Source organism: Asaia bogorensis NBRC 16594 (genome assembly GCF_001547995.1).
Classification (GTDB): domain Bacteria; phylum Pseudomonadota; class Alphaproteobacteria; order Acetobacterales; family Acetobacteraceae; genus Asaia; species Asaia bogorensis.
Map to the genome: position 1 here is coordinate 2,565,119 of NZ_AP014690.1, position 22,291 is coordinate 2,587,409.

Annotated in this window: 17 protein-coding genes; 11 read left to right on the top strand and 6 right to left on the bottom strand. The window is 55.7% G+C overall.

Annotated elements, in window-relative coordinates:
- Positions 1 to 14: 14 nt before the first annotated feature.
- Together Asbog_RS11275 and Asbog_RS11280 are read right to left on the bottom strand one after the other, a co-directional pair.
- Positions 15 to 1,583, bottom strand: a complete 1,569-nt coding sequence (locus tag Asbog_RS11275; protein ID WP_062165210.1) for a flagellar hook-associated protein FlgK — start codon at positions 1,581 to 1,583, stop codon at positions 15 to 17.
- A 413-nt stretch (positions 1,584 to 1,996) separates the two neighbouring features.
- Positions 1,997 to 3,655 (bottom strand): methyl-accepting chemotaxis protein, encoded by a 1,659-nt coding sequence (locus tag Asbog_RS11280; protein ID WP_197669043.1) that lies wholly within the window; start codon positions 3,653 to 3,655, stop codon positions 1,997 to 1,999.
- A gap of 528 nt (positions 3,656 to 4,183) precedes the next feature.
- Here Asbog_RS11280 and Asbog_RS11285 point away from each other — a divergent pair.
- The 4 genes from Asbog_RS11285 to Asbog_RS11300 all read left to right on the top strand — a co-directional run bounded on the left by Asbog_RS11285 (position 4,184) and on the right by Asbog_RS11300 (position 8,437).
- On the top strand, positions 4,184 to 5,902 hold the full coding sequence (locus tag Asbog_RS11285) for a flagellar hook-basal body complex protein (protein WP_062165936.1): 1,719 nt from the start codon (positions 4,184 to 4,186) through the stop codon (positions 5,900 to 5,902).
- A gap of 176 nt (positions 5,903 to 6,078) precedes the next feature.
- Entirely contained in the window at positions 6,079 to 6,597 is a 519-nt protein-coding gene (locus Asbog_RS11290) for a flagellar basal body-associated FliL family protein (protein ID WP_062165211.1), read from the top strand.
- Positions 6,598 to 6,643: 46 nt separating this feature from the next.
- Complete coding sequence (fliM, locus tag Asbog_RS11295; RefSeq protein WP_083510851.1) at positions 6,644 to 7,786, top strand: flagellar motor switch protein FliM; 1,143 nt, start codon at positions 6,644 to 6,646, stop codon at positions 7,784 to 7,786.
- Between the two features lie 48 nt (positions 7,787 to 7,834).
- Positions 7,835 to 8,437, top strand: a complete 603-nt coding sequence (locus Asbog_RS11300) for a DUF6468 domain-containing protein (protein WP_062165212.1) — start codon at positions 7,835 to 7,837, stop codon at positions 8,435 to 8,437.
- A 489-nt stretch (positions 8,438 to 8,926) separates the two neighbouring features.
- Here the strand turns inward: Asbog_RS11300 and Asbog_RS11305 are convergent, their stop codons facing one another.
- Genes Asbog_RS11305 through Asbog_RS11315 form a run of 3 tightly spaced genes read right to left on the bottom strand, consistent with a single transcriptional unit; the run spans position 8,927 to position 10,750 of the window.
- Positions 8,927 to 9,334 (bottom strand): hypothetical protein, encoded by a 408-nt coding sequence (locus Asbog_RS11305; RefSeq protein ID WP_062165213.1) that lies wholly within the window; start codon positions 9,332 to 9,334, stop codon positions 8,927 to 8,929.
- Positions 9,331 to 9,666, bottom strand: coding sequence for a rod-binding protein (locus tag Asbog_RS11310; RefSeq protein ID WP_062165937.1), 336 nt, complete (start codon positions 9,664 to 9,666; stop codon positions 9,331 to 9,333). The genes Asbog_RS11305 and Asbog_RS11310 overlap by 4 nt, the downstream gene beginning before the upstream one ends.
- Position 9,667: 1 nt before the next feature.
- The gene (locus Asbog_RS11315) at positions 9,668 to 10,750 is read right to left on the bottom strand and encodes a flagellar basal body P-ring protein FlgI (protein ID WP_062165214.1); all 1,083 of its coding nucleotides are present in this window, start codon (positions 10,748 to 10,750) and stop codon (positions 9,668 to 9,670) included.
- A gap of 426 nt (positions 10,751 to 11,176) precedes the next feature.
- Here Asbog_RS11315 and Asbog_RS11320 point away from each other — a divergent pair, with 426 nt between their 5' ends.
- Positions 11,177 to 12,010, top strand: coding sequence for a transglycosylase SLT domain-containing protein (locus Asbog_RS11320; RefSeq protein WP_171840693.1), 834 nt, complete (start codon positions 11,177 to 11,179; stop codon positions 12,008 to 12,010).
- 5 nt (positions 12,011 to 12,015) lie between these two features.
- Here Asbog_RS11320 and Asbog_RS11325 read toward each other — a convergent pair whose 3' ends face one another.
- Positions 12,016 to 13,590, bottom strand: coding sequence for a tetratricopeptide repeat-containing glycosyltransferase family protein (locus Asbog_RS11325; RefSeq protein ID WP_231944569.1), 1,575 nt, complete (start codon positions 13,588 to 13,590; stop codon positions 12,016 to 12,018).
- A 314-nt stretch (positions 13,591 to 13,904) separates the two neighbouring features.
- Between Asbog_RS11325 and flhA the strand changes: the two genes are divergently transcribed.
- The 6 genes from flhA (at position 13,905) to Asbog_RS11355 (ending at position 22,282) form a co-directional block, all read left to right on the top strand.
- Positions 13,905 to 16,010: a flagellar biosynthesis protein FlhA gene (gene flhA, locus Asbog_RS11330; protein WP_146926329.1), complete on the top strand. Its 2,106-nt coding sequence runs from the start codon at positions 13,905 to 13,907 to the stop codon at positions 16,008 to 16,010.
- Positions 16,011 to 16,168: 158 nt separating this feature from the next.
- Positions 16,169 to 17,746, top strand: coding sequence for a globin-coupled sensor protein (locus tag Asbog_RS11335; protein WP_062165216.1), 1,578 nt, complete (start codon positions 16,169 to 16,171; stop codon positions 17,744 to 17,746).
- A gap of 50 nt (positions 17,747 to 17,796) precedes the next feature.
- The gene (locus tag Asbog_RS11340; protein ID WP_062165217.1) at positions 17,797 to 19,548 is read left to right on the top strand and encodes a DUF1217 domain-containing protein; all 1,752 of its coding nucleotides are present in this window, start codon (positions 17,797 to 17,799) and stop codon (positions 19,546 to 19,548) included.
- 86 nt (positions 19,549 to 19,634) lie between these two features.
- Positions 19,635 to 20,981, top strand: coding sequence for a flagellar protein export ATPase FliI (gene fliI, locus Asbog_RS11345; protein ID WP_062165943.1), 1,347 nt, complete (start codon positions 19,635 to 19,637; stop codon positions 20,979 to 20,981).
- Positions 20,978 to 21,391, top strand: coding sequence for a hypothetical protein (locus tag Asbog_RS11350; RefSeq protein ID WP_062165218.1), 414 nt, complete (start codon positions 20,978 to 20,980; stop codon positions 21,389 to 21,391). Before fliI ends, Asbog_RS11350 begins: the two co-directional genes overlap by 4 nt.
- A gap of 132 nt (positions 21,392 to 21,523) precedes the next feature.
- Positions 21,524 to 22,282: a hypothetical protein gene (locus Asbog_RS11355; protein ID WP_062165219.1), complete on the top strand. Its 759-nt coding sequence runs from the start codon at positions 21,524 to 21,526 to the stop codon at positions 22,280 to 22,282.
- Positions 22,283 to 22,291 lie beyond the last annotated feature (9 nt).

The window sequence follows — 22,291 nt, forward strand, 5'->3', positions numbered from 1 at the left end:
AATCTCCGGACCGCTTACTGGATTGCCGATAACAGCGCATTGAACATGGTCTGCACCGTGGAAATGATCTTCGCGTTCGCCGTGTAAGCATTTTGCAGCGCAACGGTCTTGGCCATTTCGTCATTGACGTTGACGCCCGAGACGTCTGCCACTTTGGCCTGCAGGAGCGTGAGAACGGCGCTGCTAGACGTGACACCCGCGCTCATGGAAGCGATGGTAGCGCCCTGATTGGAGGTAAGGGCAGTTGATAACGCGAGTAGTCCCTGATTACCGGCATATCCCGTCGAGATTGACCCACCTGGACCGAGATTGCTGGATGGCGCAGATAGACCCCCGCTTACGTCTTCGGCATCCGAGCCAAAGGTGGTGGAAAGAACATTGCTGATGGTGGTTGTGACACCTGTGTTGGTGCTCCCATCACTATTCGTGGTGGTGGTGAGCGCCGACGGCGTCTTGGTATAGGTACTGTTGACACTCAGGCTGGCAGATAGCCCAACAATTCCCTGAGGCACCGGCTTACTGAGGTCACTGCCCTGAATCGAACTCGTCGCGTTGGCGTCAGAGCTGGTGACGAACAGAGGCAATCCTGCGCTGCTAAAACGATTCATTACCGTGTAGGAGAATGAATCGAGCTGCGCCTGCATCTGAGGGTAAGTGCTATCGCGCAGGGTCAGGTTGCCGCCAAGGCTCCCCCCTGTCAGACTCGTTGTAATATCCTGGCCAGCAAGAGTAATTGCCGGGATGGAAGAGTTCGTGTTCTGCGCACTGTAGTATGAACTGCTCGACAGTGTAACACTCGAAGTCGAGAGAGGCCACGTGCTGCTGGGTAGTGTCTGGGTGCTGTCGTCCAGACCCATCTGATCGGGTCTGGTTGGCAACTGCGTTCCGTCTGCGGTACGCACCGTCATATCGCCGTTTGCACTGGTGGTAAAAAACACGCTCAGATTGGAAGACAGGTCTGACATCACGCCCAAACGCTGATTTTCCAGATCAGCGGTACCCTGCCCAAGACTTTTGAATTTCATGATTTGCTTAGACAGAGCACCAATCTGTGTCAGGTCGGAGTTGATGGAGGACACATCGGACACCGCACCATCAGCCGCCGCCTGTCGCTGCGAAGCATAGGTCGAGGCAAGAGTCTGCACGGTTGTCACCAAGGCAGAGGCCTTGCTGACGACTGCACTTTGGGAGACGCTCTGGGTAGGAGTGGACGTCAGGGAAATCAGGGCACTTTGCAAATTGCCGAGCTGGTCTGAAAGGCTAGAAGTACTCCCGGAATCCTGAGAGGTAGATCCTTGCACGGAGGAGACGGCAGCCAGCGAATTGCTCATCACTGCGTAGGACGAGGCCTGGGCATTTTGCTGATAAAGCGATGATTGAAGCGCTTGATTGATCGCAAGCTGGGTATTGCCAAGCCTGACCCCTGTACCATACCCCGCAGCCACTGAAGACAACGTCGCAGCCGTCTCTTTCACGTAGCCAGTGGTATTTGCGTTCGCGACATTGTTTGCCGTCACAGCATACTGGGCCTCGATAACACTGAGGCTACCCGTGGCGATAGAAAGGGAGGCCAGGAGGTTCATGCAATTCCGTTCAGCAAGAGAATGCCGCAGTCACCCACGACGGGCTTCAACACGCCACCCCGATGAAAAAGGGGAAACCAGCACGGACAGACCTAGAGACAAATAGTTTCGCAAAAGTTTCCAACCATCTCTGACGGCACGTGGTAAATAGCGCGAGAGGATACATACTTTCCGCCGATACGGCGGCTCTGGCTCCGGAAATTTGGCGCCACGAGAAGCTGGCACATCCGGGATAAAAAAAGCTGTAGCCAGGCAAGAGCTCGGCCTCGGGGAACCGCATCCGCCCCCTGCATCAGGTAAGCCGATGCAGGGTGGTGCACTCAATCCAGGTCTACTGCGCAGACCGGGCCACGCATCGTGAAAAATGACACGGACTGAATACCTAGCCAAATGGCTGTAACTGACCCGACACCCTAGACAACCTCGCTCAACGTGAACTCATCAACAAGCCCCTTGAGACGCCCCGCCTCGACACCGAGACTATTGGCCGCCGCAGTTGCCTCTTCGACCATTGCGGCATTCTGCTGGGTTACACGATCCAGTTGACCCACAGCCTGGTTGACCTTCCCCAGCCCCTCCGCCTGGTCTTCGGATCCCGAGGCGATTTCCGACAGAAGGCCGTCAATTCCGGATATACGTTCGACAATCCCACCCAGCGCAGATCCAGCATCCGTGATCAGCTTTGCGCCACGGTCAACGTGCGTCGTACTCTCTGAAATGAGGAGACGTATCTCCTGAGATGCCTTCGCAGAACGTTCTGCCAACGCACGCACTTCTGTAGCCACCACGGAGAACCCACGACCCGCCTCACCCGCGCGGGCGGCCTCGACGGCAGCGTTCAAGGCAAGCAAATTGGTCTGGAAGGCAATCTGTTCGATCATCCCGGTGATCTGCGAGATTGCCTTCGACGCCTCACGCATACGCTCCATGGCATCGATCGCTCCATCCACGATTTGGGTCGCCGCCAGTGCATCGACTCTCATTGATGAAGCTGAACAGGCCGCTGCCTTGGCGCTTTCCGCCCCTTTTGATACGCGCGCAGTAATCTGATTGAGCGTAACGGCGGTGCGCTCGAGATTACCCGCCTGCATCTCTGTCCTGCGGGCGAGATCATTGGAGGCAACGACGATCTCATTGGCTCCGTTCGCGACCGTGCCCACCGAGGCCGCAACACCGCCGAGCGTCATGTCCAACTTCGAGATTGCCCTGTTGAAATCTTCGCGGAGCTTTTCGTATGTGGGATCAATCTCGCCATTGAGACGAAAACCGAGGATGTTATCGGCCAGTCGCGCCAGGCCCTTACCAACGTCATCAATGGCCTTCACCCGCCCCGTGATGACCGTCGCGAATTTGACGACCTTGACCACCTCGCCTTTGATATCGAAAATCGGGTTATAGGAAGCCTGCAGCCACACCGGCTCCCCACGACTATCGAGACGTTTGCATTCGAGCGGTACATATTCCCCTTTGCGCAGCTTGTTCCAGAACGCCTTGTATTCCGAGGTGGCAGCCATATCCGACCCGACGAAGATCGAATGGTTGCGCCCGACAAGATCTGGCAGTGAATAGCCCATAGCTGCGAGAAAATTGGGATTTGCATGCAAGATGGTGCCGTCGGGCGCAAATTCGATAACAGCCTGAGCACGGGAGATCGCGTCGAGCTTGCCCGCTGTATCAGCCCTGAGGGCCGCAGCCTCTGTCACTACAGCTGCAACCTTGACGATTTTATAGACCCGACCTGTAACGTCCCTGACTGGATTATAGCTCGCCTGCAGCAAAACCTCGGAACCGCTCTTTGCCAGCCTTATGCATTCCTGCGTACAGGACTTTCCCTCAGATAACCCGCGCCAGAATCCTGCATATCCCGCACTTGCCGCATAGGTATCGTCAATGAACAGGCGATGATGCCGCCCCACGATCTCATCAAGCCGATAACCCATTGCATCGCAGAAATTCTGGTTGGCCTCAAGGATCATGCCGCTCACATCGAACTCGATGAACGCCAGCGCACGATCAAGCGCATTCATCTTGGCTTTGGCATCTGCCCAGCCACCAGGCCACGACTTAAACATCGATTTTTTACTCCGGAGATTGCCTGAAGAGTACTGGAGACGAGGGCAGATAGACACTCACAAAGCCGGACTATACCAAAGCCGCGCCACCGGTGCTGATTGTCAGAACCACCCCTATTTTGCGCCGGATCAGTGCCGGCCATTCATCTAATCGTGAAAATAGTTAACGAAACGTTTTTATCCGACGCCTGCGGCTTCTGTCTCAATTTTGTCATCCGACATTCAGTTTGCCGTCACCGCACCGCGGAAAACGTTTTACCGCGTTTCGATATCGTGGGTTAGCATCCGGATAAACATCGTAACAAAGCTTGCGTTTCCACCAACACATGCTACCCATAGCCAAGCTGGGATTCACCTCGTTTCGGGATACTCCTGCTTGCCGCAGGCGTGGTGAGAGCCAAATTTCGATCCGGTCAAGGCATCGCGCATTTTTATGTCGTCTCGTTCATTCAACATTCGGACTCTTCGTATACCATGCCCATGCGGCAAGCGAAGCAGTTCGTGGCATATAAGGTCGGGGACACTCTGATGTCAGTATTTAACGCGCTCACGACGGCCGTCAGCGGAATAAACGCGCAGTCAACGGCATTTACAAATCTCAGTAATAATATCGCAAACAGTCAGACCGTAGGTTACAAAGCCGATACGACTTCGTTCCAGAACTTCGTTGCTGGCTCGATGATTGGCAGCACGGCCTCGGCCGATGTCTCGGATTCCGTATCCGCTATCACGGTGCAGCATGTCGATAATCAGGGTACACCGACCAGCAGCAGCAACAGTCTTGCCTCGGCCATTTCTGGAAATGGGTTATTCGTTGTCTCCAAGGCGAACGGCGCTGGCAATGCGAGCACAACACAGTTTTCAGATCAAAGTTATTACACGCGAAACGGTGAATTTTCGCAAAATAACCAAGGTTATCTTGTCAATACCAGCGGTTATTATCTCGACGGATATATGGTCGATCCGTCGTCCGGACAGCTTGGCACAAGTGTGACGCAGATCAATGTTGGCAATATCACTTATCGTCAGCCACAGACGAGCAAGCTCACGCTGACAGCTACTGTGGGCACAATGCCTGCAAATTCGGCGAATTATACCGCCAGTGATGCCCAGACATACACGACTGCACCCGTGACAGTTTATGACGCGAACGCAACACAGCATCATGTGGCGCTCAACTGGTCTCAAAGCACCACAAATCCCCTCGTCTGGACTGCCAGCGCTTATGACGCAGATGGAACGGGCGCCATCAATCAGGCGGATAACACCTATAACGTCACCTTCAACAGTAACGGCACTCTGGCCAGCGTGACGGATTCGACGGGAGCTGCAGTTGGCTCGACCACCACTGGCGCGGCTGTAACGCTCCCCATCACAGCGTCCTACGGAACGAATACCTCTCAGTCGATTAGCCTGTCACTGGGCACCATTGGTGGCACCAGCGGAACGATCATGGCACAATCGACGGGCACTGCGAGCAAAAGCGCAGTCTCGAGCCTGACGCTTGATCAGAATACTTCGACACTCACTGAGGACAGCTCTCAAATCGGTACGGCCACTGGCTCGAACCAGAGCTATATGACGTCGCCTGTTGATGTTGGGGGTACGCCCGTATCGCTTCGGTGGGCTCAGACATCTGCCTCGCCGCCAACCTGGAGCGTGTCGGCCATCAACTCCTCTACCGGCGCTGCGCTGAGCTCGACGAGTTCGATCACCTTCAATGCGAACGGCACGGCAAATTCACCCCCGACGACTCTTGCCGCCACGATCAACGGGCAGGCCTATACGGTGAAGCTGCCAAACATGACCAGCACAACGAGCCCCCTGCTCTCGACTTCGAGCTCGCTTGGACAGGACACGACAGCTCTCACATCCGACGCTATAGCCGCTGGCACATATCAGGGCGTTCAGATACAGAGCGACGGATCGGTCATGGCGCAGTTCAGCAACGGGGCATCCCAACTTGCCGGCAAGATTGCGCTTGCCAATTTCGCCAATGTCAACGGATTGAACGCGGTAGACGGGCAAGCGTACACCGCTACCGCAGCGTCTGGTAACCCCGCTGTCGGCACTGTTGGCGCCAACGGGACCGGAACACTCTCCGTAGGTTACACAGAGTCTTCAACCACAAATCTCACAAGCGACCTCTCTGCCCTGATCGTCGCTCAGGAAGCGTATTCAGCCAATACCAAGGTCATCACCACTGCGGACACTCTGCTGCAGGCTACCATTGCCATGAAGCAATAATATAAAATAATATAAAAGGACGATTTTCCCGGGCAGCAGTCTGATGCTGCCCGTTGAAACAAGGCGGCCTCGCAGGAGGATGCTCCTCCTATGGCGCCCCGGAAACTTCCGTCCGCGCATGAATGGCGCATTAATCAAACTACAATCACTGCCAGAAGAACGTGAGCGAAAGATAAATGAGTGAATCCCGCCTGAACGATGATCTCGACATCAACGTTGTCGATGACGATCGGCTTGGGATGAAGGCTCAACCTAGAAAGAAACGCCTCATTCTCGTGGCAGCATCACTGATCCTGCTCACTTTAATCGCCGGCACAGGATATCTTGCAGTCCATAAGGGGTGGTTTTCATCAACGAAGCAGACAGCAGAGGCTGCTGACCCGTCTACTGCCCAAAGCACCATCCTGGCGGTACCATCCATCATCTCGAGCCTCGATAATGGTGAAAATCGACCCGTCTATGTGAAGATGACAACGCGTGTGGAGATTGCAGGAACTCAGAATGAGGCCTCGCTGAGGCGGTATATTCCCCAGATCCAGGATATATTTCAGACCTATCTGCACGAGACGCGCCCTCAGGAGATAAGGGGAAACGGGGTGTACAGGTTGCGTGAAACTCTCCTGAGGCGGCTTAGAATTGAGATAGCGCCCCTCAAGATCACCAATTTTTATATTACCGAATTCCTCATACAGTGAGACCGGTTGAGATAAACATTGGTCCTTTCGATGCAGGCAGAGTTTCATGATGTCGCCTAGTGAACACCATATCCCGCCCATACCTGATGCCTGGGCCGACCCCAAGGTCGAGAGCGAGAATGACCCCTTTTCCGGCAGTGCCTCCGAGCCTTTCCAGGCGGACGAAACGCTGAACCAGATGCTCGACCAGTCGGAGATTGACAATCTCCTTGGCGGCGCATTCAGCGACCTGCCTGAACGGCACGAGACAGGAATGGAGCGTGTGATCAGGGCCGGCTTTGTCGCTTACGAGCGCATGCCGATGCTCGAGATCGTGCTTGACCGACTGGTCCGCCTCCTCACAACGGGCCTTCGGAATTTCACGAATGACAATGTCGAAATTACCACAGAATACACGCGCTCCATGTGTTTCGGCGACTACGTCAACAGCGTGCCGTCATCCTCGCTGTTTTGCGTCTTCAAGGCTGTCCAATGGGAGAATTACGGTCTTCTCGTAATCGATTCCGCGCTGGCCTACTCCATAATCGATATTCTCATGGGTGGCCCGCGTGGGAAGGGTCATTCAGGCACTGAGGGGCGGCCTCACACCGCTATAGAGCGCACTTTGATCGAAAAGCTCATGAACCTGACCCTGCGGGAACTGTCGGTCGCGTTCAGCCCAGTATGCGAGATCGACCTTATCTTTGAACGGCTCGAAGTAAGCTCACGCTTTGCGGCGATCGCTCGTGCTTCAAATGCTGTCGTGACATCGAAGATGCATATCGATATGGAGGACCGGACCGGCAATATGGATCTTGTCATCCCTTATGCAACCCTCGAACCTGTGCGAGATCTGCTCTCCCAGCAGTTCATGGGGGAGCGATTTGGCCGTGATTCGGTTTGGGAAAACCACCTTATTTCCGAAATTATGGAAACCAATGCCGAAATCCTGGCTGTGCTTGAGGAGCAGACCGTCAGCCTCTCGACATTGCTCGCCATGAAGCCAGGTATGCAGCTCGTGTTTCCCCACAAGGTGAAAAACACCCTCCCTGTGACGCTGCAGTGTAATCAGACGACACTCTTCGAGGGGCATCTGGGGCAATCAGGGGGGAAAGCAGCGGTGAAGATCGATCATCGGCTTGTGCCCGAGGATAGCCCGCATATACACAACCCGAGTGAGGCCAACACTGACTTCGAGACTATGGACTGACATCCCGCAAAACGAGGCTGACGATAAATAACGGAGGATCGAGAGAGAATGTTCGCCCAAATTCAGGTATTCATAGAAGCGGCACTCTCGGTTCTGCTGCTGTTAGGCATCGCCTATAACTTTCACATCAGCAAGACCCTGTCAGCTCTGAAGAGCGACAGAGCAAGTCTCGTCAAACTTATCGAAAAGCTCGAGACCAGTATCAAAAATGCGCATGATGGTGTTGAAAAGCTGCGTGTTGCGGGTCAAGTCAGCGGACGACCGCTGAGCCGCACGATCGAGCAAGCCAAGATCGTCGGGGGTGAACTGGATACGCTTGTGGACAAGGCAGATTCGAAGGCTGAGCAGCTCAGCGTTCTGACACGAAAAGCGGAATCCAGTGAGCAATCCCTGGGAAAGCTTCTGGATGATGTGTCAGACGTCAAACTGGATATGCTTCGACAGTCAGAGGCACCTATCCTGCAAGACGACCCGGAAAATACCGAAGCTCCCCTCCCGGACAACCACACCCCAGCGAAGGCTCCCATTCCCGAACCAGAGCGACACGAGCAACGCCCGGCCGTCACGCCCGTGGTTACCGAGGCCCGCAAGCCGGTGTCAGAAGGTCATCATGCTCGCAAACGTATGGGCAGCAAGTTTCTCGGCGAGTAGAGAACCGAGCCGTTTCTACCACGCAGCCCCGGTTACATATCGGGGCTGCGTAGCACCGGGGTCTGCAAGACTGGACCAGGCGCTCCAGTCCCAGACACTGGTATTGCGTCGATTTTCAGCGGCCATCGATGCAATCGAAGGGACATTCTTGATGGGCAAGTGCTGATTTCGAACGACAGGGGTCGAATTCAGAAGATAAACGAACGCCACGTCTGATCCTATGTAGACACAGCCGCATCCGATCGGATCTGCGTAGAGATAGATGGGGCCGCTAGGAGCAGGCCGATAGGTCATCACACCAGGCGGGAGCGAATTCATCATTGCGTAACGTGCGGTTGTATCTGCGGGATGGGCTATAAACCCCGCATCCGCTATCCGTTTACCCATGGTGAGATACGGCTTTGCTGGAGACTGGCAGGCGGTCAACGCCAAGCTTACAAACAGACCTGTCGCCCTCATCAGTCCAACGCGCATACGGTCTTTCAACTCTCAGATTTCACTGTGAAGGGTCAAGGCGGCGCTCTCTGTCGTCGGCGTGACGTAGTGACCTGACGGACTGTATGCCTGCGTGATTTCTTCAACGGGCGCGGCACATATCAATTTCAGGAATTCGGTTTGCACGACTGACATATGTTCGAGCAAAGCCTGGTTCTCCGCAACAAGCGCGATCAGGTCCCCCATGGTCGGCATCAAAACTGTTCTATCGCCCCCCTTTTCCTCAAATTGAGTCAGTGCCTGCTCCATTTTTGACAGTAATTTCGTTTTATCCGCGAGCAGTATCTCGATCTGTTCAGGCTTCCCCTGACGAAGCTGTTCATTTTCCACTTTCAGCAGGGCCATAAGCCGCGATGCCGCTTTTATGACGGGTGAGGTTTGGTCTGAGCGCATACCGATCATGTCTCTTCCTGTTCCTGCATCGCGAGTATTTGTCGATACACACTGTCGGCAATACCGATCCCGCCATTATTGGCTATCTGCTTTCCCATCTCCAGCACTTGCAGGGAACGGAACTGCTTTTCAGCCGCGCCTCCACCAAATTCGTTGTCTGAGATGTCAGCAGTGTCAAACATGGGCTGAAGCAACTCACCCAGCGTAAGGCCCTCAAAAGATCTCGCTGTTTCGCGTGCCTTGTCAGCTTTTGCGGTTCGGGCAGCCTCCTGCGCTTTAGCCAATGTCTCATTCTGCGCAGCAGAGAGAGAAGAGAGTGTTGCAGGCGTCAAAGCCGTCATGTCATCGAACCTCCAGATCTGCTTGGAGAGCGCCATCAGCCTTGATAGCCTGCAAGATACTGATCATATCGCGCGGCCCCATTCCCAAGGCGTTCAGCCCGGCAACAAGGCTCGCGAGCGTGGGACCTTCACGAAGAATACCCAATCGGTGAGAACTGTCTGTACTGGCATCGATCTGCGTTCGAGGCACGATCGCCGTCGTCCCATTGGAAAAAGGGGCAGGCTGGGCGATCAACGGAGTTTCCGTCACCTGGATCGTCAGGTTGCCTTGCGCAATGGCAACCGTGCTGATGCGCACATTATCGCCCATCACGATGGTCCCACTTGCCTCATCCACAATGACTTTGGCCATCGTATCCGGTTCGATCATAAGATCGCCGATCCGATAAAGAAGCGAGGGCGCGTCGCGCCCGGCCATATTGACTGAAACCGTGCGCGGGTCATCCATTTTGGCCGTGCCATATCCGAGAGAACGGTTGATGGCATTGACGATTCTGTTTGCTGTCGTGAAATTCGGGTTTCGCAAGGAGAGATGGATCAGCCCGCTTCTGCCCAGGGAAACCGGCACCTCGCGCTCGACAACCGCGCCATTGGCGATATGCCCTGTCGTTGGAATATTCCGGGTAGCCGAAGCCGCCGTCCCTCCGACTGAGAAAGCATTCGTGACGAGGGAGCCCTGCGCCACAGCGTAGACCTCACCGTCTGCTGCCTGGAGCGGCGTTACCAGCAACGTGCCTCCTGCAAGGTCACGAGCGTCGCCCACTGCCGATACCGTAACATCGATATGCCCACCTCCGTGAGAGAAGGGAGGCAAAGTCGCGGTTACCATGACTGCGGCTACATCATGAGTCTGTAACTGGACTTCTCGATCGCGGATATTCACTCCAAGACGATTGAGCATGCTGATGAGGGTCTCGCGAGTGAAGATCGTGTTTGTCAGCCGGTCGCCCGTTCCTCGCAGACCGACAACCAATCCGTACCCGACCAACTGGTTGTCACGCACACCCTCATAATCGACAATATCTTTGACGCGTACTACGGTAGCGTTTGACGCTGGCGCATAACCCACGATTCCCAGGCTCATACAAAAAAGGAGCGTCTTTATCAGGCAGCCAAACGTCTTTTTCCCGTTACGACAATGCATCGTATGATCGTCCAGCCCAGTTCCCGGTGTGACGCGGAGTGCGTATCGAAATGTCTTTGTCAAATGGATAAGCCTGCACCATCGATAGTGATCTTGTACGACAGGCGCCAGCAATGACACCCTACGACACAGGCCCGTCACTTACAACCACAACAAGGTTAACGCTCTCCAACAGAGAGACAGTTTCACACCGGCATTGTTGCAAAAGCGATAATGATTGTCATAACGCCTGCTTATCCTGTAACGGGAAGACCTTTGATATTGATCTATGCCGCACCACGGCGAACCGTAATCCCGCTGTCACATAGACGCCATTGAAAGACTGCCATGGATTTCGCTGAGAGGCGCAACGGACTCATGATTTTCATGAAATCACGCCTATCGAAATCAGCCAGCGCGTCTCTCGCAATGTTGGGTTTCAGCGTTGCTCTCGCTCCCGTGCCGGCCCTGTCTCAGACGATGGAAGCTGAGCGCTGCCGTATAGCCTCCAGCCAGGCCGAAAAAGTCCTCCGCATTCCCGAAGGTTTCTTATATGCCATCAGTCGGGTCGAGAGCGGCAAGACCGACGCGCAGGGGCGACTGTCGTCCTGGCCGTGGACAATAATGGCCAATGGCGTTGGCCATTATTACGATTCCAAACAGGACGCCGTCGCGGCGGCAACCGAATTTCGCAATGCGGGTATTATGTCGATCGACGTCGGGTGCTTGCAGGTCAACCTGCAACAGCATCCGGATGCTTTCCATTCACTTGATGAGGCGTTCGATCCAACCTCGAATGCTCTCTATGCCGGGCGTTTTCTTAACCAGATGCACGACAAGATGGGAAGTTGGCCGCGTGCGGCGGCGGCCTATCATTCCCAAACCCCGGGGCTCGGAGCCCCGTATCAATGGAAGGTGCTCGAAACCTGGGCCATACCTGATGACGAACGGATAGGCCCGTCAGGGGACGTCAAACACCCGCCTCAGCGTAAGGGCGCGATTGATTTGGCGGCGCCACGAAGCCAGTCTCCCTACGGCGATACAATCGTTGCTGATGCGCGTGAGGGAACACAGCCTGCTGTGAGGGCATTTCATCCTTTCCAGGGTTTCAGCCATTTCACCCAGCCTGCCCCTCATCATTCAGGCATGAGCGGCATGAGAGGACGCAGCCTCGCATCATACCGAAGCAGCCCTACGCAATTGGCGCGCCCAACAGGCTGAAAGCATCAGACGCCTCGCATATCGATCCAGAGTCGCAGCGCTTTTCCGACTTCTTGAAGGACAGGAAGGAAAGAGCGCTCATTCGAACGGAAAATTCTCATTGTAGGGTACCATGGGCTCCCTGTTCCGGAATCCCCCCAGCGCCAGCACGCATCCCAACGGCTTATCAACCATACGGGACAACCAAGCGCTCCGGCGAGATGCGCGGGTGACGTATCGACCGAGATGATCAGATCAAGATTACGCATGATGGCCGCCGTATCCGCCATGTCTCGTACCTCGCTCATGGGATTATGAATTGTCTGACCGCCCCAGTTCTTCAGCTCTTCCCTTGGTGTCCCGAATTGCAGATTGACGAAGGTCGCCTCAGCCGGGAGGAGCGCCTCGGCGAGATCGCTGAAGGAAATCGAGCGCCGCATATCAGCCAATGCGTATTCTGAGCGAAGACGCCGCTCGCCAGCCCATACAAGACCGATCCGCGGTCTACCCGCTGGCAGCAGGGCCGCCATTTTTTCTCGGTCAGCGGGGATATCGGTAATGTATGGAATGCAGGTTGGAATATCGTGCACCGTCCGCACCCCGCTGATAAAGGGCAGATCCGGCACGGGGCACGCGTAATGATATGCGTGGTTCGTAACAGCACTCACAGGGTCCAGCACCGTCAAAGCCGGGTAGGACTGACGCACAAGGCGCACCAGAGAGGCGGGCACACAGACGTGGATTTCGGCACCACGCGCTGCAAGGGCGGATAGGTGACGTATAAACTGGATCGTATCCCCCAACCCCTGCTCCTGAAAGACAAGGATACGCTTCCCTGAGAGGCCGGTATCAGGACGGAGCCGGGGAATGCTGCGTACCCAGCCCTGCTGTGGGGTTATCTGCAATTCGCGCTCGAAATAGAGTGGCCAGCCTCTCTCAAAAAGACCCGCCTTGATCAGGGTGCAGGCATAACCGAACGCGATAGCTTTGCGTTCAGGGCTGATTCTGAGGGCCTTTTCATACCACGGCAGGGCTTCAACGGAGCGATTGAGCCGCTCGAGCGCACAACCGGCATTATTGAGCAGTGACGCTGTTTCATCTCCGTCGTTGAACAGAGATTTCAGCACCGCAAGCGCCTCAGCAGGATACCCGACTTCAAGCAGGGACATGCTGATGAATTCCCCGATCTCCGCTTTCTGCCCGGGATATGTTGCCATCATCTGTGCAAAGCTTGCGCAGCCGCCGCTTACGTCCCCGCGCACGATCTGCAAATGGGCGGAGAAAGCCTGGGCGGGCACATTGTCAGGTTGCAGGCGTATGACATTGCGCAGCAGGACCCCAACGATGTCGTAACGCGTTGTGAAACGCAGGATGAGCGACGCTCCCGCCATAGAGAGCTTCCACTCGTCCTGATGGACTGCCATCGTTTCGAGTACAAGTTTTAATCCGCTGATCCCGTCACCTGAGCCCAGCAGGGCCTCGCATGCCTCAACAAACTTCCCGACATCCGGCGGTGCACCGGGGATTTTCCACCACTGCTCAGCAGGCGATGAAGCATGTGTCAGATTTCGCGGTTCCGGACTAGCCGTGTCTTGTGTCATGCCATCACCGATCATGTTCAGGTCATTTCGAAAGCAGGTTAGCGATCCATGAACGCGTAACGCTTAATATCTTGCCTCATCTACGCGAGACGGGATACCTCTTGGCGCGAGATTCAAGCGCCTGCCGCAACGATTGGCGTATCATTCATTTCAGGACGACAGGTCGGGGCCCGTTGCGCAGCAATGCCGTCGGCATCATGACTTAGGCTAGGAAAGCTGACATTTTGGAAAGCGCAAACGTCTCTCCGGTCCGTGCCCCTTCCTCCAGCAAATCGCGCACGGGTGGCAACGCTGCCTCAAAACTTTTTTCTTCCTTGACCGGGCAAGTAACGAAGGCATCTCAATCCGTCAGAGATGGCAGTTACAAGACCTCCTGGCGACGGGCGATCCCCGGCACCGATGTCGGCCTTGCGCTCGGCGTGTTGCTGCTGCTGTCGATTCTGATCATCCCTCTGCCGACTTTCATTCTCGATCTCGGTCTCTCATTGTCAATCACATCGAGCGTGCTTGTTCTGATGGTTTCCCTGTTTTTGGAGAGACCCATTGAATTCACCTCATTCCCTACCCTGCTTCTCCTCACGACACTGCTCCGCCTCTCGCTCGAAATCGCGACAACACGCCTTATCCTGAGCCACGGCAACGAAGGCACCTTTGCTGCAGGGCATGTTGTCGCCGCATTCGGAGGGTTCCTGATGGGCGGTGATGTCGTGATCGGGGGAATCGTCTTCAGCATTCTTCTCGTCGTGAACTTCATGGTCATCACGAAGGGCTCGGGACGCATCGCAGAGGTTGCAGCACGCTTCTTTCTCGACTCCATGCCTGGCAAACAAATGGCCATCGATGCCGAGCTGTCGTCAGGAGCCATCAACGACAGGGTAGCACGCCTCAAGCGCAGGGAGCTCGAAGACGAAAGCTCGTTTTACGGCGCCATGGACGGTGCTGCAAAATTTGTCCGCGGTGATGCCATCGCAGCGCTGATCATTACAGGAATCAACATTGTCGGGGGGTTGGCTATCGGTGTCCTCCGCTACGGCATGCCTATCGGCGATGCGGCAAGTACGTTCACAACGCTGACTGTCGGTGACGGACTGGTTTCCCAGATTCCTGCCCTACTCGTTTCGACAGCCTCCGGTATCGTGGTTACCAAAGGGGGAACTGCGGGGTCGGCAGACGTCACGCTCGTCCGCCAGCTCGGCGGAAACCCGAAACCCATGGCGATGGCCGCGATTCTCTCTGGCTGCTTCGCATTGATGCCTGGGCTGCCAGCGTTTCCGTTCCTCATCATTGGCGCCCTTGCCGGCACCGCTGCATGGCGGCGCTGGAAAGTTCCGACACCAGATGAAAATGACAGTGACGTCAGCGAAGCGCCCCCGGCCCCTTCTGCGTCACCTATTTCTGATGTGCTCAAACTGGATCTGCTTCGCCTTGAGCTCGGGTTCGGGCTTCTTCCAATGACCAATGGTGAGAACGCGCAACTCACCGAGCAGATCAAGGCGCTGAGGAGAACAATCGCATCCGAGATGGGCTTCATTACACCGCCCATTCGCATACAGGACAATATCGTCCTACCGTCTGATCGCTACGTTATCAAACTGAAGGAAATCACCATCGGTAGTGGTGAAGTCCGGCCTGGCCGCCTTATGGCCATGACGCCATCGGGGGGCGCTCCCGATCTTGAGGGTGAGAGGACATCAGAACCCGCTTTCGGTCTTCCCGCCGTGTGGATTGCACCGGCCCTCAAGCCGCGAGCCATGGCCCTCAAATGCACGGTCGTCGATCCTGCGAGTGTTCTGGTCACACATCTCAGCGAACTTGTGAGGCAAAATCTGCCAGATTTGCTGACTTACGTAGCGACCCAGAATCTGCTCGATGAACTGCCCCGGGATCAGCAGAAGCTGGTGGGAGACCTCATTCCATCACAGGTTACCCTGAGTACGGTGCAGCGTGTGTTGCAGTCGCTTCTCGCCGAACGGGTCTCCATACGCGACCTGCCCACAATTCTAGAGAGCATCCAGGAGGGTAATGGTCTGGGCTTGCGAGGCATCCAGGCCCTCACCGCTCATGTGCGCGTCCGCCTCTCCCGACAAATCTGCAGCGGCCTAGAGGGGCCCGCAGGTTATATCCCGATGATTACTCTCTCTCCGGAATGGGAAAACGACTTCGCCGCTCATATAGCCGGACAAGGAGATGACCGGCGACTTGCCATGCCGCCATCCATGCTCAATCGCTTCGTGATCAAACTGCGCGACGCCTTCAACGCCGTTTCAGCAAGTGGCGAGGTGCCGGTCATCGTCGTCTCCTCGACTGTACGCGATTCAATGCGATCAATCGTTGAGCGCGTACGCCCCGCGGTCCCGGTGCTATCCCAGGCAGAGATCTATCCCCGGGCACGTATCAAAACCATCGAGACGATTACCTAGGCCTCACCTCGCCCCCAAAAACCAGCCCGAAAGGCTCCGCACGACCAGATCATTGACAATGATTACAAACAATCCTCTCTTCACGCTCTCTTGAAGGTTTGCTCAATAGGGGGCGCACCGCACCATTGAGTACCAACGAACAAGCGAGAAGCTGCAACATGACTGAAACCCTACTCTCTGATCTGGCACGCAGGCAGGATTTCATTGGCATGGGACAGAGTGATCTCTCCTCGTTGCGCTCGATGGCCAGTCTCATAGAACGGGAACTCCCGGGAGTACTTGACGGCCTCTACCGGAAGATCCGTGAAACACCGCGCTCACGTGCATTCTTTACTGATAACGCCCATATGGAGCGTGCTAAAGAGGCGCAACTCGCCCACTGGCAACGTATAGCCAAGGCGCGGTTTGACGAGGATTACGTTGCACATGTCACAAAGATAGGGACAACTCATGCCCGTATCGGGCTAGAACCCAGCTTTTACATCGGTGCATATGGCCGGATTCTTGTTGCTCTGATGCATGAAATCATCCGCGATGATCAGCCCCGGGGCATTCTGAAAAAGCTGTCTTCACACAGTGTGGATGACATGGCTGGACGCATCGAAAGTCTGACCAAGGCTGTCCTCATTGAGATCGATCTTACAATATCGGCTTACCTCGATGGCATGGACCAGGCCCGTCTCCGTTTACAGGAGGAGCAGACGCAGCGTGCGCGAGAAGATCAGGCAACAGTTGAGACTCTCGGGCAGGCCCTGAGCGCCCTGGCGAATGGTGATCTGACCCTCAGGATTGCAGATGGGGCAGTCCCGGAGCGGCTGGACGCTCTTCGTCTGCACTTCAATCAGGCTGCGGTCACGCTCCAGAAGACGATACACCATATCAGCAACGAGGCCGTACATATTGGAACAAATGCCACCGATATCGGTCACGGCGCCGATCAGCTTTCCAGCCGTACCGAACAACAGGCGGCGGCTGGGGAGGAGATGTCAGCAGCGCTTGGCCAGATAGCCGGCAGTGTGAAGCAGACCGCTATCGAGACGCGCAAAACCGAAGAGATGGTTCTCGTGGCCCAGCGTGAGGCAGAACATGCAGACATCATCAGGACCGATACGATTGCCGCGATGACTGCCATTGAGTCTTCCTCACAGGAAATCGGTGGCATCATCACCATCATGAACGAGATTGCATTCCAGACCAACCTCCTTGCCTTGAATGCGAGCGTGGAAGCCGCGCGCGCCGGTGATGTCGGTCGCGGCTTTGCCGTGGTGGCCGAAGAGGTCCGGGCCCTCTCACAGCGCTCTCGGGAGGCAGCAGAGGCTATAGGACGGCTGATCGCTCAATCGGATGCCCATGTGCGTCTCGGCGTTACGAAAGTGCGAGAGGCCGGACTGGCGCTACAAAAGGTGATGGATCAGGTTCGGGAAATCAGCAGCGCCGTCACAGTCATCGCATCATCTGCGCAGAGACAGTCCCAAAGCATCGGCGAACTCAATGTGGCAATGAGCGACCTCGAGCAGACGACCATGCAGAATGCAGGCGCGGCCGAGGAAAGCGCAGAGGCAGTGAAGAGCCTCGTGTCAACAGCAGACTCTCTTGCAGAACTCGTATCACACTTTGCCTTCAGTGATATCGGGCATGATCCAGCGTCAGAAGGAACGTCCCCTCCCCCGGCGGAAGGGAGAGGGCGCCCGGGGAGAATGATCGCGGGAGAGCCTCATCTGGAAACCTCTTCGTAATTTTCTCTCGTTAGGATCGGGCAAGAGCGGAGGAACCCCGGGAGACGTGTATGGCCATAACAAACATATCACCGGTTGCCAGCTACCTTTCAGCCCTCAAGGACGAGGACCTGGCCGCATCGAATTACGCCAAGAGCGATATTGCAACGAAGCAAGCAGTTGCTGCCTTTGAGAAAAAAGCGCCTGCAATAACCTCTGCTGATGCCCTCCTGAAAGATTATTCTTCTCTTCAGGTTGTACTTGGAGCGTTTGGGATGGGAAGCTACGCCAATGCGACAGCGCTCATCAAGGACCTGTTAACGCAGGACCCCAGCTCCAGTACATCTCTCGCCAAGACGTCTCAAAACGCGACATGGCTTGCCTTCGCCGACGCGTTCAAGGTCTGGGGGCAGAACAAGGGTAGCTCTAGCGACACAGCGTTCATCGCTGGTAGCGGTTCAACGGCGCTCAGCACAACCTATACGCCGACCAGCTCTGTGACGATGAGCGCAACGCTCCCCTCTGCGGGGGCCTCTGGCCAGACATATGTTTCGCCCGCCGTCGATGCGTATGACGATGTTTCCGGGGCTCACAAGATCGCGCTTCAGTGGACACAAAGCCAGACGAACCCTTTGAGCTGGAGTGTCTCTGCCTTTGATGCCGAGGGCAACGCATCGGTCGCGAGCAATGCGTTCCAGGTGACATTTAACAGTGATGGTACGCTTGCTTCCGCCACCAATACGACAACCGGAGCAAATATTGCTTCAAGTGCAGCCGGACAGGCAGTCGAACTGCCCATTACGCTCAACGACGCGAATGAAAAGAGTCAGGCAATATCAATCTCGCTGGGCGCGCTCGGGGACAGTTCAGGCGTGATCATGGCTGGCAACAGCTACCAGGCTACCAGCCCAACCCAGTCGGTGCTGTTGCAGAACGTCGACTCTTCCAGTACCTCGCTCTCAATGCCCTCCGCGACAATCGGGGCGCTTTCCGGCACCGGACAGACCTATATCACGGCCCCTTTCAATCCGAACCAGGCGTCTGACGATACGAACAATGTTACGCTCGGTCGGACGTATCTGTCGGTTAAATGGGCGCAAAGCAGCAGCGATCCGAGCACCTGGAGTGCTTACGTCGTCGATCCTTATGGTTCAACCGTCAATAGCACCGTGGTGTCGGTGGGGTTCGATGGCTCCGGCAACGTGCTTCAGGTCAACGGGCAGTACACCCATGACATCCCCTCGCTGCAGGCAACGGTCAACGGAGTGCAGTACAGCGTCGCTCTCCAACCACCCAATCTGTCACAGAGTTCCGAGGCCAGCCAATCGGTGCTCAAGAGCGACAGTAAGGTCTCCAGTACGGTTGACGGTGTGTCGATCGATCAGATCGTTTCGAACTATCAGAAACAGCAATATGAATCGAACGACGCCAACACGGATAACGGCGTAGGGAACGCTTTGTATTTTACGCGCAAGATGGCCAGCGTCACCTCGCTCAGCCAGATCATGTCCGATACCAAGTTGCTTCAGGTGGTTGAAACCGTATCAGGCTACGATCCCTCGACGTTTGGTGCGCTGAGCTACGATCAGCAAGTGCGCATGCTCACGAAAAAGGTAGACTTCTCGAAACTCAAGACTCCCGACCAGATCCAGAAATACGCTGAACAATATCTGACCCTTCTTCAGATCACTCCGCAGCCAGCGGACAAGCCTGCGGACATGCTCGATCTGTTCGGTGGTGACGACTCGAAATCAGGCATACTCGCCTTGTTCGGCGATGATGACAGCTCTTCTTCATCCAGCATTTATTCTGGTCTGTTTTGATCGATCAAATACGCCTTGATGAAGACTTGACACTTTCCCGGCTCACACAAGAGCTTGGTGCCCTTGCACAGGCCGTCAGAACGCCTTTGCACGACCTTCCTGTTGCATGCCTGGAAGGAAAGGTCACCGCAGTTACGGGCCTTTCCGTCGCATTAACCGGTATGACGGGCTTTACTGGCGTAGGTGATCGGGTCACCCTCGCAGCCCTGGATGGACGTGAAATCGATGCCGAGATTGTCGGCTTTCGTGACGAGACGGCCATTGCGATGCCATTCGGTGCTCTTGATGGCATTGGGGCCGGCTGTCGCGCCCTTTTTCCGCTTCTGCCATCGGGTGAACGTCAGAAACGTTCCGGCGCAAATCTTGTGGTCAATGATCATTTTGTTGGTCGCGTGATCGACCCCATGGGCAAGCCCATCGATGGGAAAGCGCCCCTTTCCCCAACTGGCCTATCGTGCAACCTGCGGGCGTCGCCGCCAGATGCAGCGTCTCGCGCACGCCTCGGCCCTCGGATGAGCCTGGGTGTTTCAGCATTGGACCTGTTTGCTACATGTCGCCAGGGACAGCGGCTCGGACTTTTTGCGGGTTCCGGCGTAGGCAAGTCCACGCTTATGGGAATGCTTACGCGCAACAGCGCTTGCGATATCGCCGTAATCGCTCTCGTTGGGGAACGAGGGCGTGAGGTAAGGGAATTCCTTGAGGATGATCTGGGCGAAGAGGGGCTGTCGAAGGCCGTAGTCGTCGTTGCCACGTCCGATTCTCCCCCATTAATGAGGCGGGAAGCTGCTTATACCGCCACGACGATTGCCGAGTATTTCCGCGATCAGGGGAAATCAGTGCTGCTCCTGATGGACAGCGTCACACGTTTTTGCCACGCCTTGCGGGAAATTGGCCTCTCTGGCGGTGAGCCCCCCGCAACACGAGGCTATCCTCCAAGCGTTTTCGCCGAATTGCCCAGACTCCTCGAGCGAGCAGGTCCGGGGCTTTCAACGCCAGACGGGCGTGCAGGACAAATAACCGCCATCTATTCGGTCCTTGTCGAAGGAGACGACCATAATGAGCCGGTTGCAGATGCGGTTCGGGGCATTCTGGACGGGCACGTGATAATGGATCGACGCATAGCGGAGGCAGGACGTTATCCGGCTATAAACGTGCTGCGCTCCCTTTCCCGCACGGCGTCAGGATGCAACACCCGTGAAGAGAATGCCCTGACGCGTGAGGCACGTGCGACCCTGGCAGTGTGGGAGGATATCAGGGATATCGTTCAGCTTGGTGCCTATCGTGAGGGCAGTGATGCCAAGTCAGACCGGGCCATCAGGCTCGCACCGGAGATCGATTCTCTACTCCAGCAGGAACGCATGGAAGTCAGAGCGCTGTCCGACAGTTTTCTTGCCCTCAATAATCTGGTTGCTGCCTATGGCGGACCACAATGACCCACCGCCTGCGCTGCCTCGCCACTTTGGCCAAAATACGGGAACGCGAGAGACTTGATGCGCAAACGCAACTGATTGCTGCGCAGCAGCTGCAGGATGGCAAATCCGCGAGCCTGACTTATGCGACAGACGTACTCGCCGAGGAACGTCGCATTGCAACGGCGGGAAACGTGACAATGGAGACGTTTCGCGTCTGGTTTCCGTCTGGCCTTGAAAAGGTCGCATACGCCAGAGAAGAATATCACAACGCTTCTGCTGCGACAGAAACTGCGCGACTTTTCGCTCTAGAGACGGCAGTCACACATAAGGCGACAGAAACGGTCTTTCGGCGCCTGGAAAAAGAGCGTAATGATTCTCACACACGCCGTGAGCAAGCCGAACTCGACGAGTTATCGTTGCGTAAGCGCTAATTCATAGGCGAATGTCTTTGATACGTCGCTTTGAACGCCCGGGAGTTTGCGTTTTTTAACATTCGCAAACCTCGTCATTTCACTCCGCCAGTCAGGTGGAGACCTCATATTCCAATAGCGATCAGGAATGTTATGGAAGAGATACAGAACGCCAAGATATTCATTGCGACGCCCTGCTTCGGCGGGCTTGTAACGCAGGAATATATGGAATCGATTATCGCCTGTACAAGCATCATTCGTATTCCCATGACCTTGTCCCTCCTGGGCGACGATGCCATGGTGAGCCGCGCGCGCAACACGCTCGTTCATCAGTTCTATACACGTTCGGATGCAACGCATCTTCTTTTTGTAGATGCAGATATCGGGTTTCCCGCAGAGGCGCCCGCCCGACTGCTCGCAGCCGACAAGGATATCGTTGCCGGGATGTACCCTATCAAGGAGCGCTTCTGGGACAAGGGAACCCAGGAAAATCTGAACCGCGGTGAAAAGCTTGAAACGGCCTCGCTACGCTACGTCGGTGAGACGGATGCGATGCATTCCTCGTGGGACAAGGGGCCGTTGTTCCGGACCCATTACGCAGGCACCGGATTCATGATGATCAGCCGCAAGGTGATTACAGCGATGATCAAACACTATCCGGAAACCGCCTACCGTCGCATAGATGCGGCGGGTTCAGGAGACGGAAGCATGTGTCACGCCCTGTTCGATGGCAGCATCGATCAGGAGACCGGCACCTATCTCAGCGAAGATTTCACATTCTGCAAGCGTTGGCGCGATCTGGGTGGCGAGGTCTGGCTGGATACGTCGATCGCTCTCAACCATGCAGGACGCGCCTCGTTTGAAGGTACACCCGCTTCCCGCCTGGGCATGTTACATCTGAAAGGGCGATAACGGGACCCC

Excerpts from the sequence above, each read along its gene's own strand:
- Asbog_RS11275 (WP_062165210.1), bottom strand. The coding sequence starts at position 1,583 with ATGAACCTCCTGGCCTCCCTTTCTATCGCCACGGGTAGCCTCAGTGTT.
- Asbog_RS11280 (WP_197669043.1), bottom strand. The coding sequence starts at position 3,655 with ATGTTTAAGTCGTGGCCTGGTGGCTGGGCAGATGCCAAAGCCAAGATG.
- Asbog_RS11285 (WP_062165936.1), top strand. The coding sequence starts at position 4,184 with ATGTCAGTATTTAACGCGCTCACGACGGCCGTCAGCGGAATAAACGCG.
- Asbog_RS11290 (WP_062165211.1), top strand. The coding sequence starts at position 6,079 with ATGAGTGAATCCCGCCTGAACGATGATCTCGACATCAACGTTGTCGAT.
- fliM (WP_083510851.1), top strand. The coding sequence starts at position 6,644 with ATGATGTCGCCTAGTGAACACCATATCCCGCCCATACCTGATGCCTGG.
- Asbog_RS11300 (WP_062165212.1), top strand. The coding sequence starts at position 7,835 with ATGTTCGCCCAAATTCAGGTATTCATAGAAGCGGCACTCTCGGTTCTG.
- Asbog_RS11305 (WP_062165213.1), bottom strand. The coding sequence starts at position 9,334 with ATGATCGGTATGCGCTCAGACCAAACCTCACCCGTCATAAAAGCGGCA.
- Asbog_RS11310 (WP_062165937.1), bottom strand. The coding sequence starts at position 9,666 with ATGACGGCTTTGACGCCTGCAACACTCTCTTCTCTCTCTGCTGCGCAG.
- Asbog_RS11315 (WP_062165214.1), bottom strand. The coding sequence starts at position 10,750 with ATGAGCCTGGGAATCGTGGGTTATGCGCCAGCGTCAAACGCTACCGTA.
- Asbog_RS11320 (WP_171840693.1), top strand. The coding sequence starts at position 11,177 with ATGAAATCACGCCTATCGAAATCAGCCAGCGCGTCTCTCGCAATGTTG.
- Asbog_RS11325 (WP_231944569.1), bottom strand. The coding sequence starts at position 13,590 with ATGACACAAGACACGGCTAGTCCGGAACCGCGAAATCTGACACATGCT.
- Asbog_RS11335 (WP_062165216.1), top strand. The coding sequence starts at position 16,169 with ATGACTGAAACCCTACTCTCTGATCTGGCACGCAGGCAGGATTTCATT.
- Asbog_RS11340 (WP_062165217.1), top strand. The coding sequence starts at position 17,797 with ATGGCCATAACAAACATATCACCGGTTGCCAGCTACCTTTCAGCCCTC.
- Asbog_RS11350 (WP_062165218.1), top strand. The coding sequence starts at position 20,978 with ATGACCCACCGCCTGCGCTGCCTCGCCACTTTGGCCAAAATACGGGAA.
- Asbog_RS11355 (WP_062165219.1), top strand. The coding sequence starts at position 21,524 with ATGGAAGAGATACAGAACGCCAAGATATTCATTGCGACGCCCTGCTTC.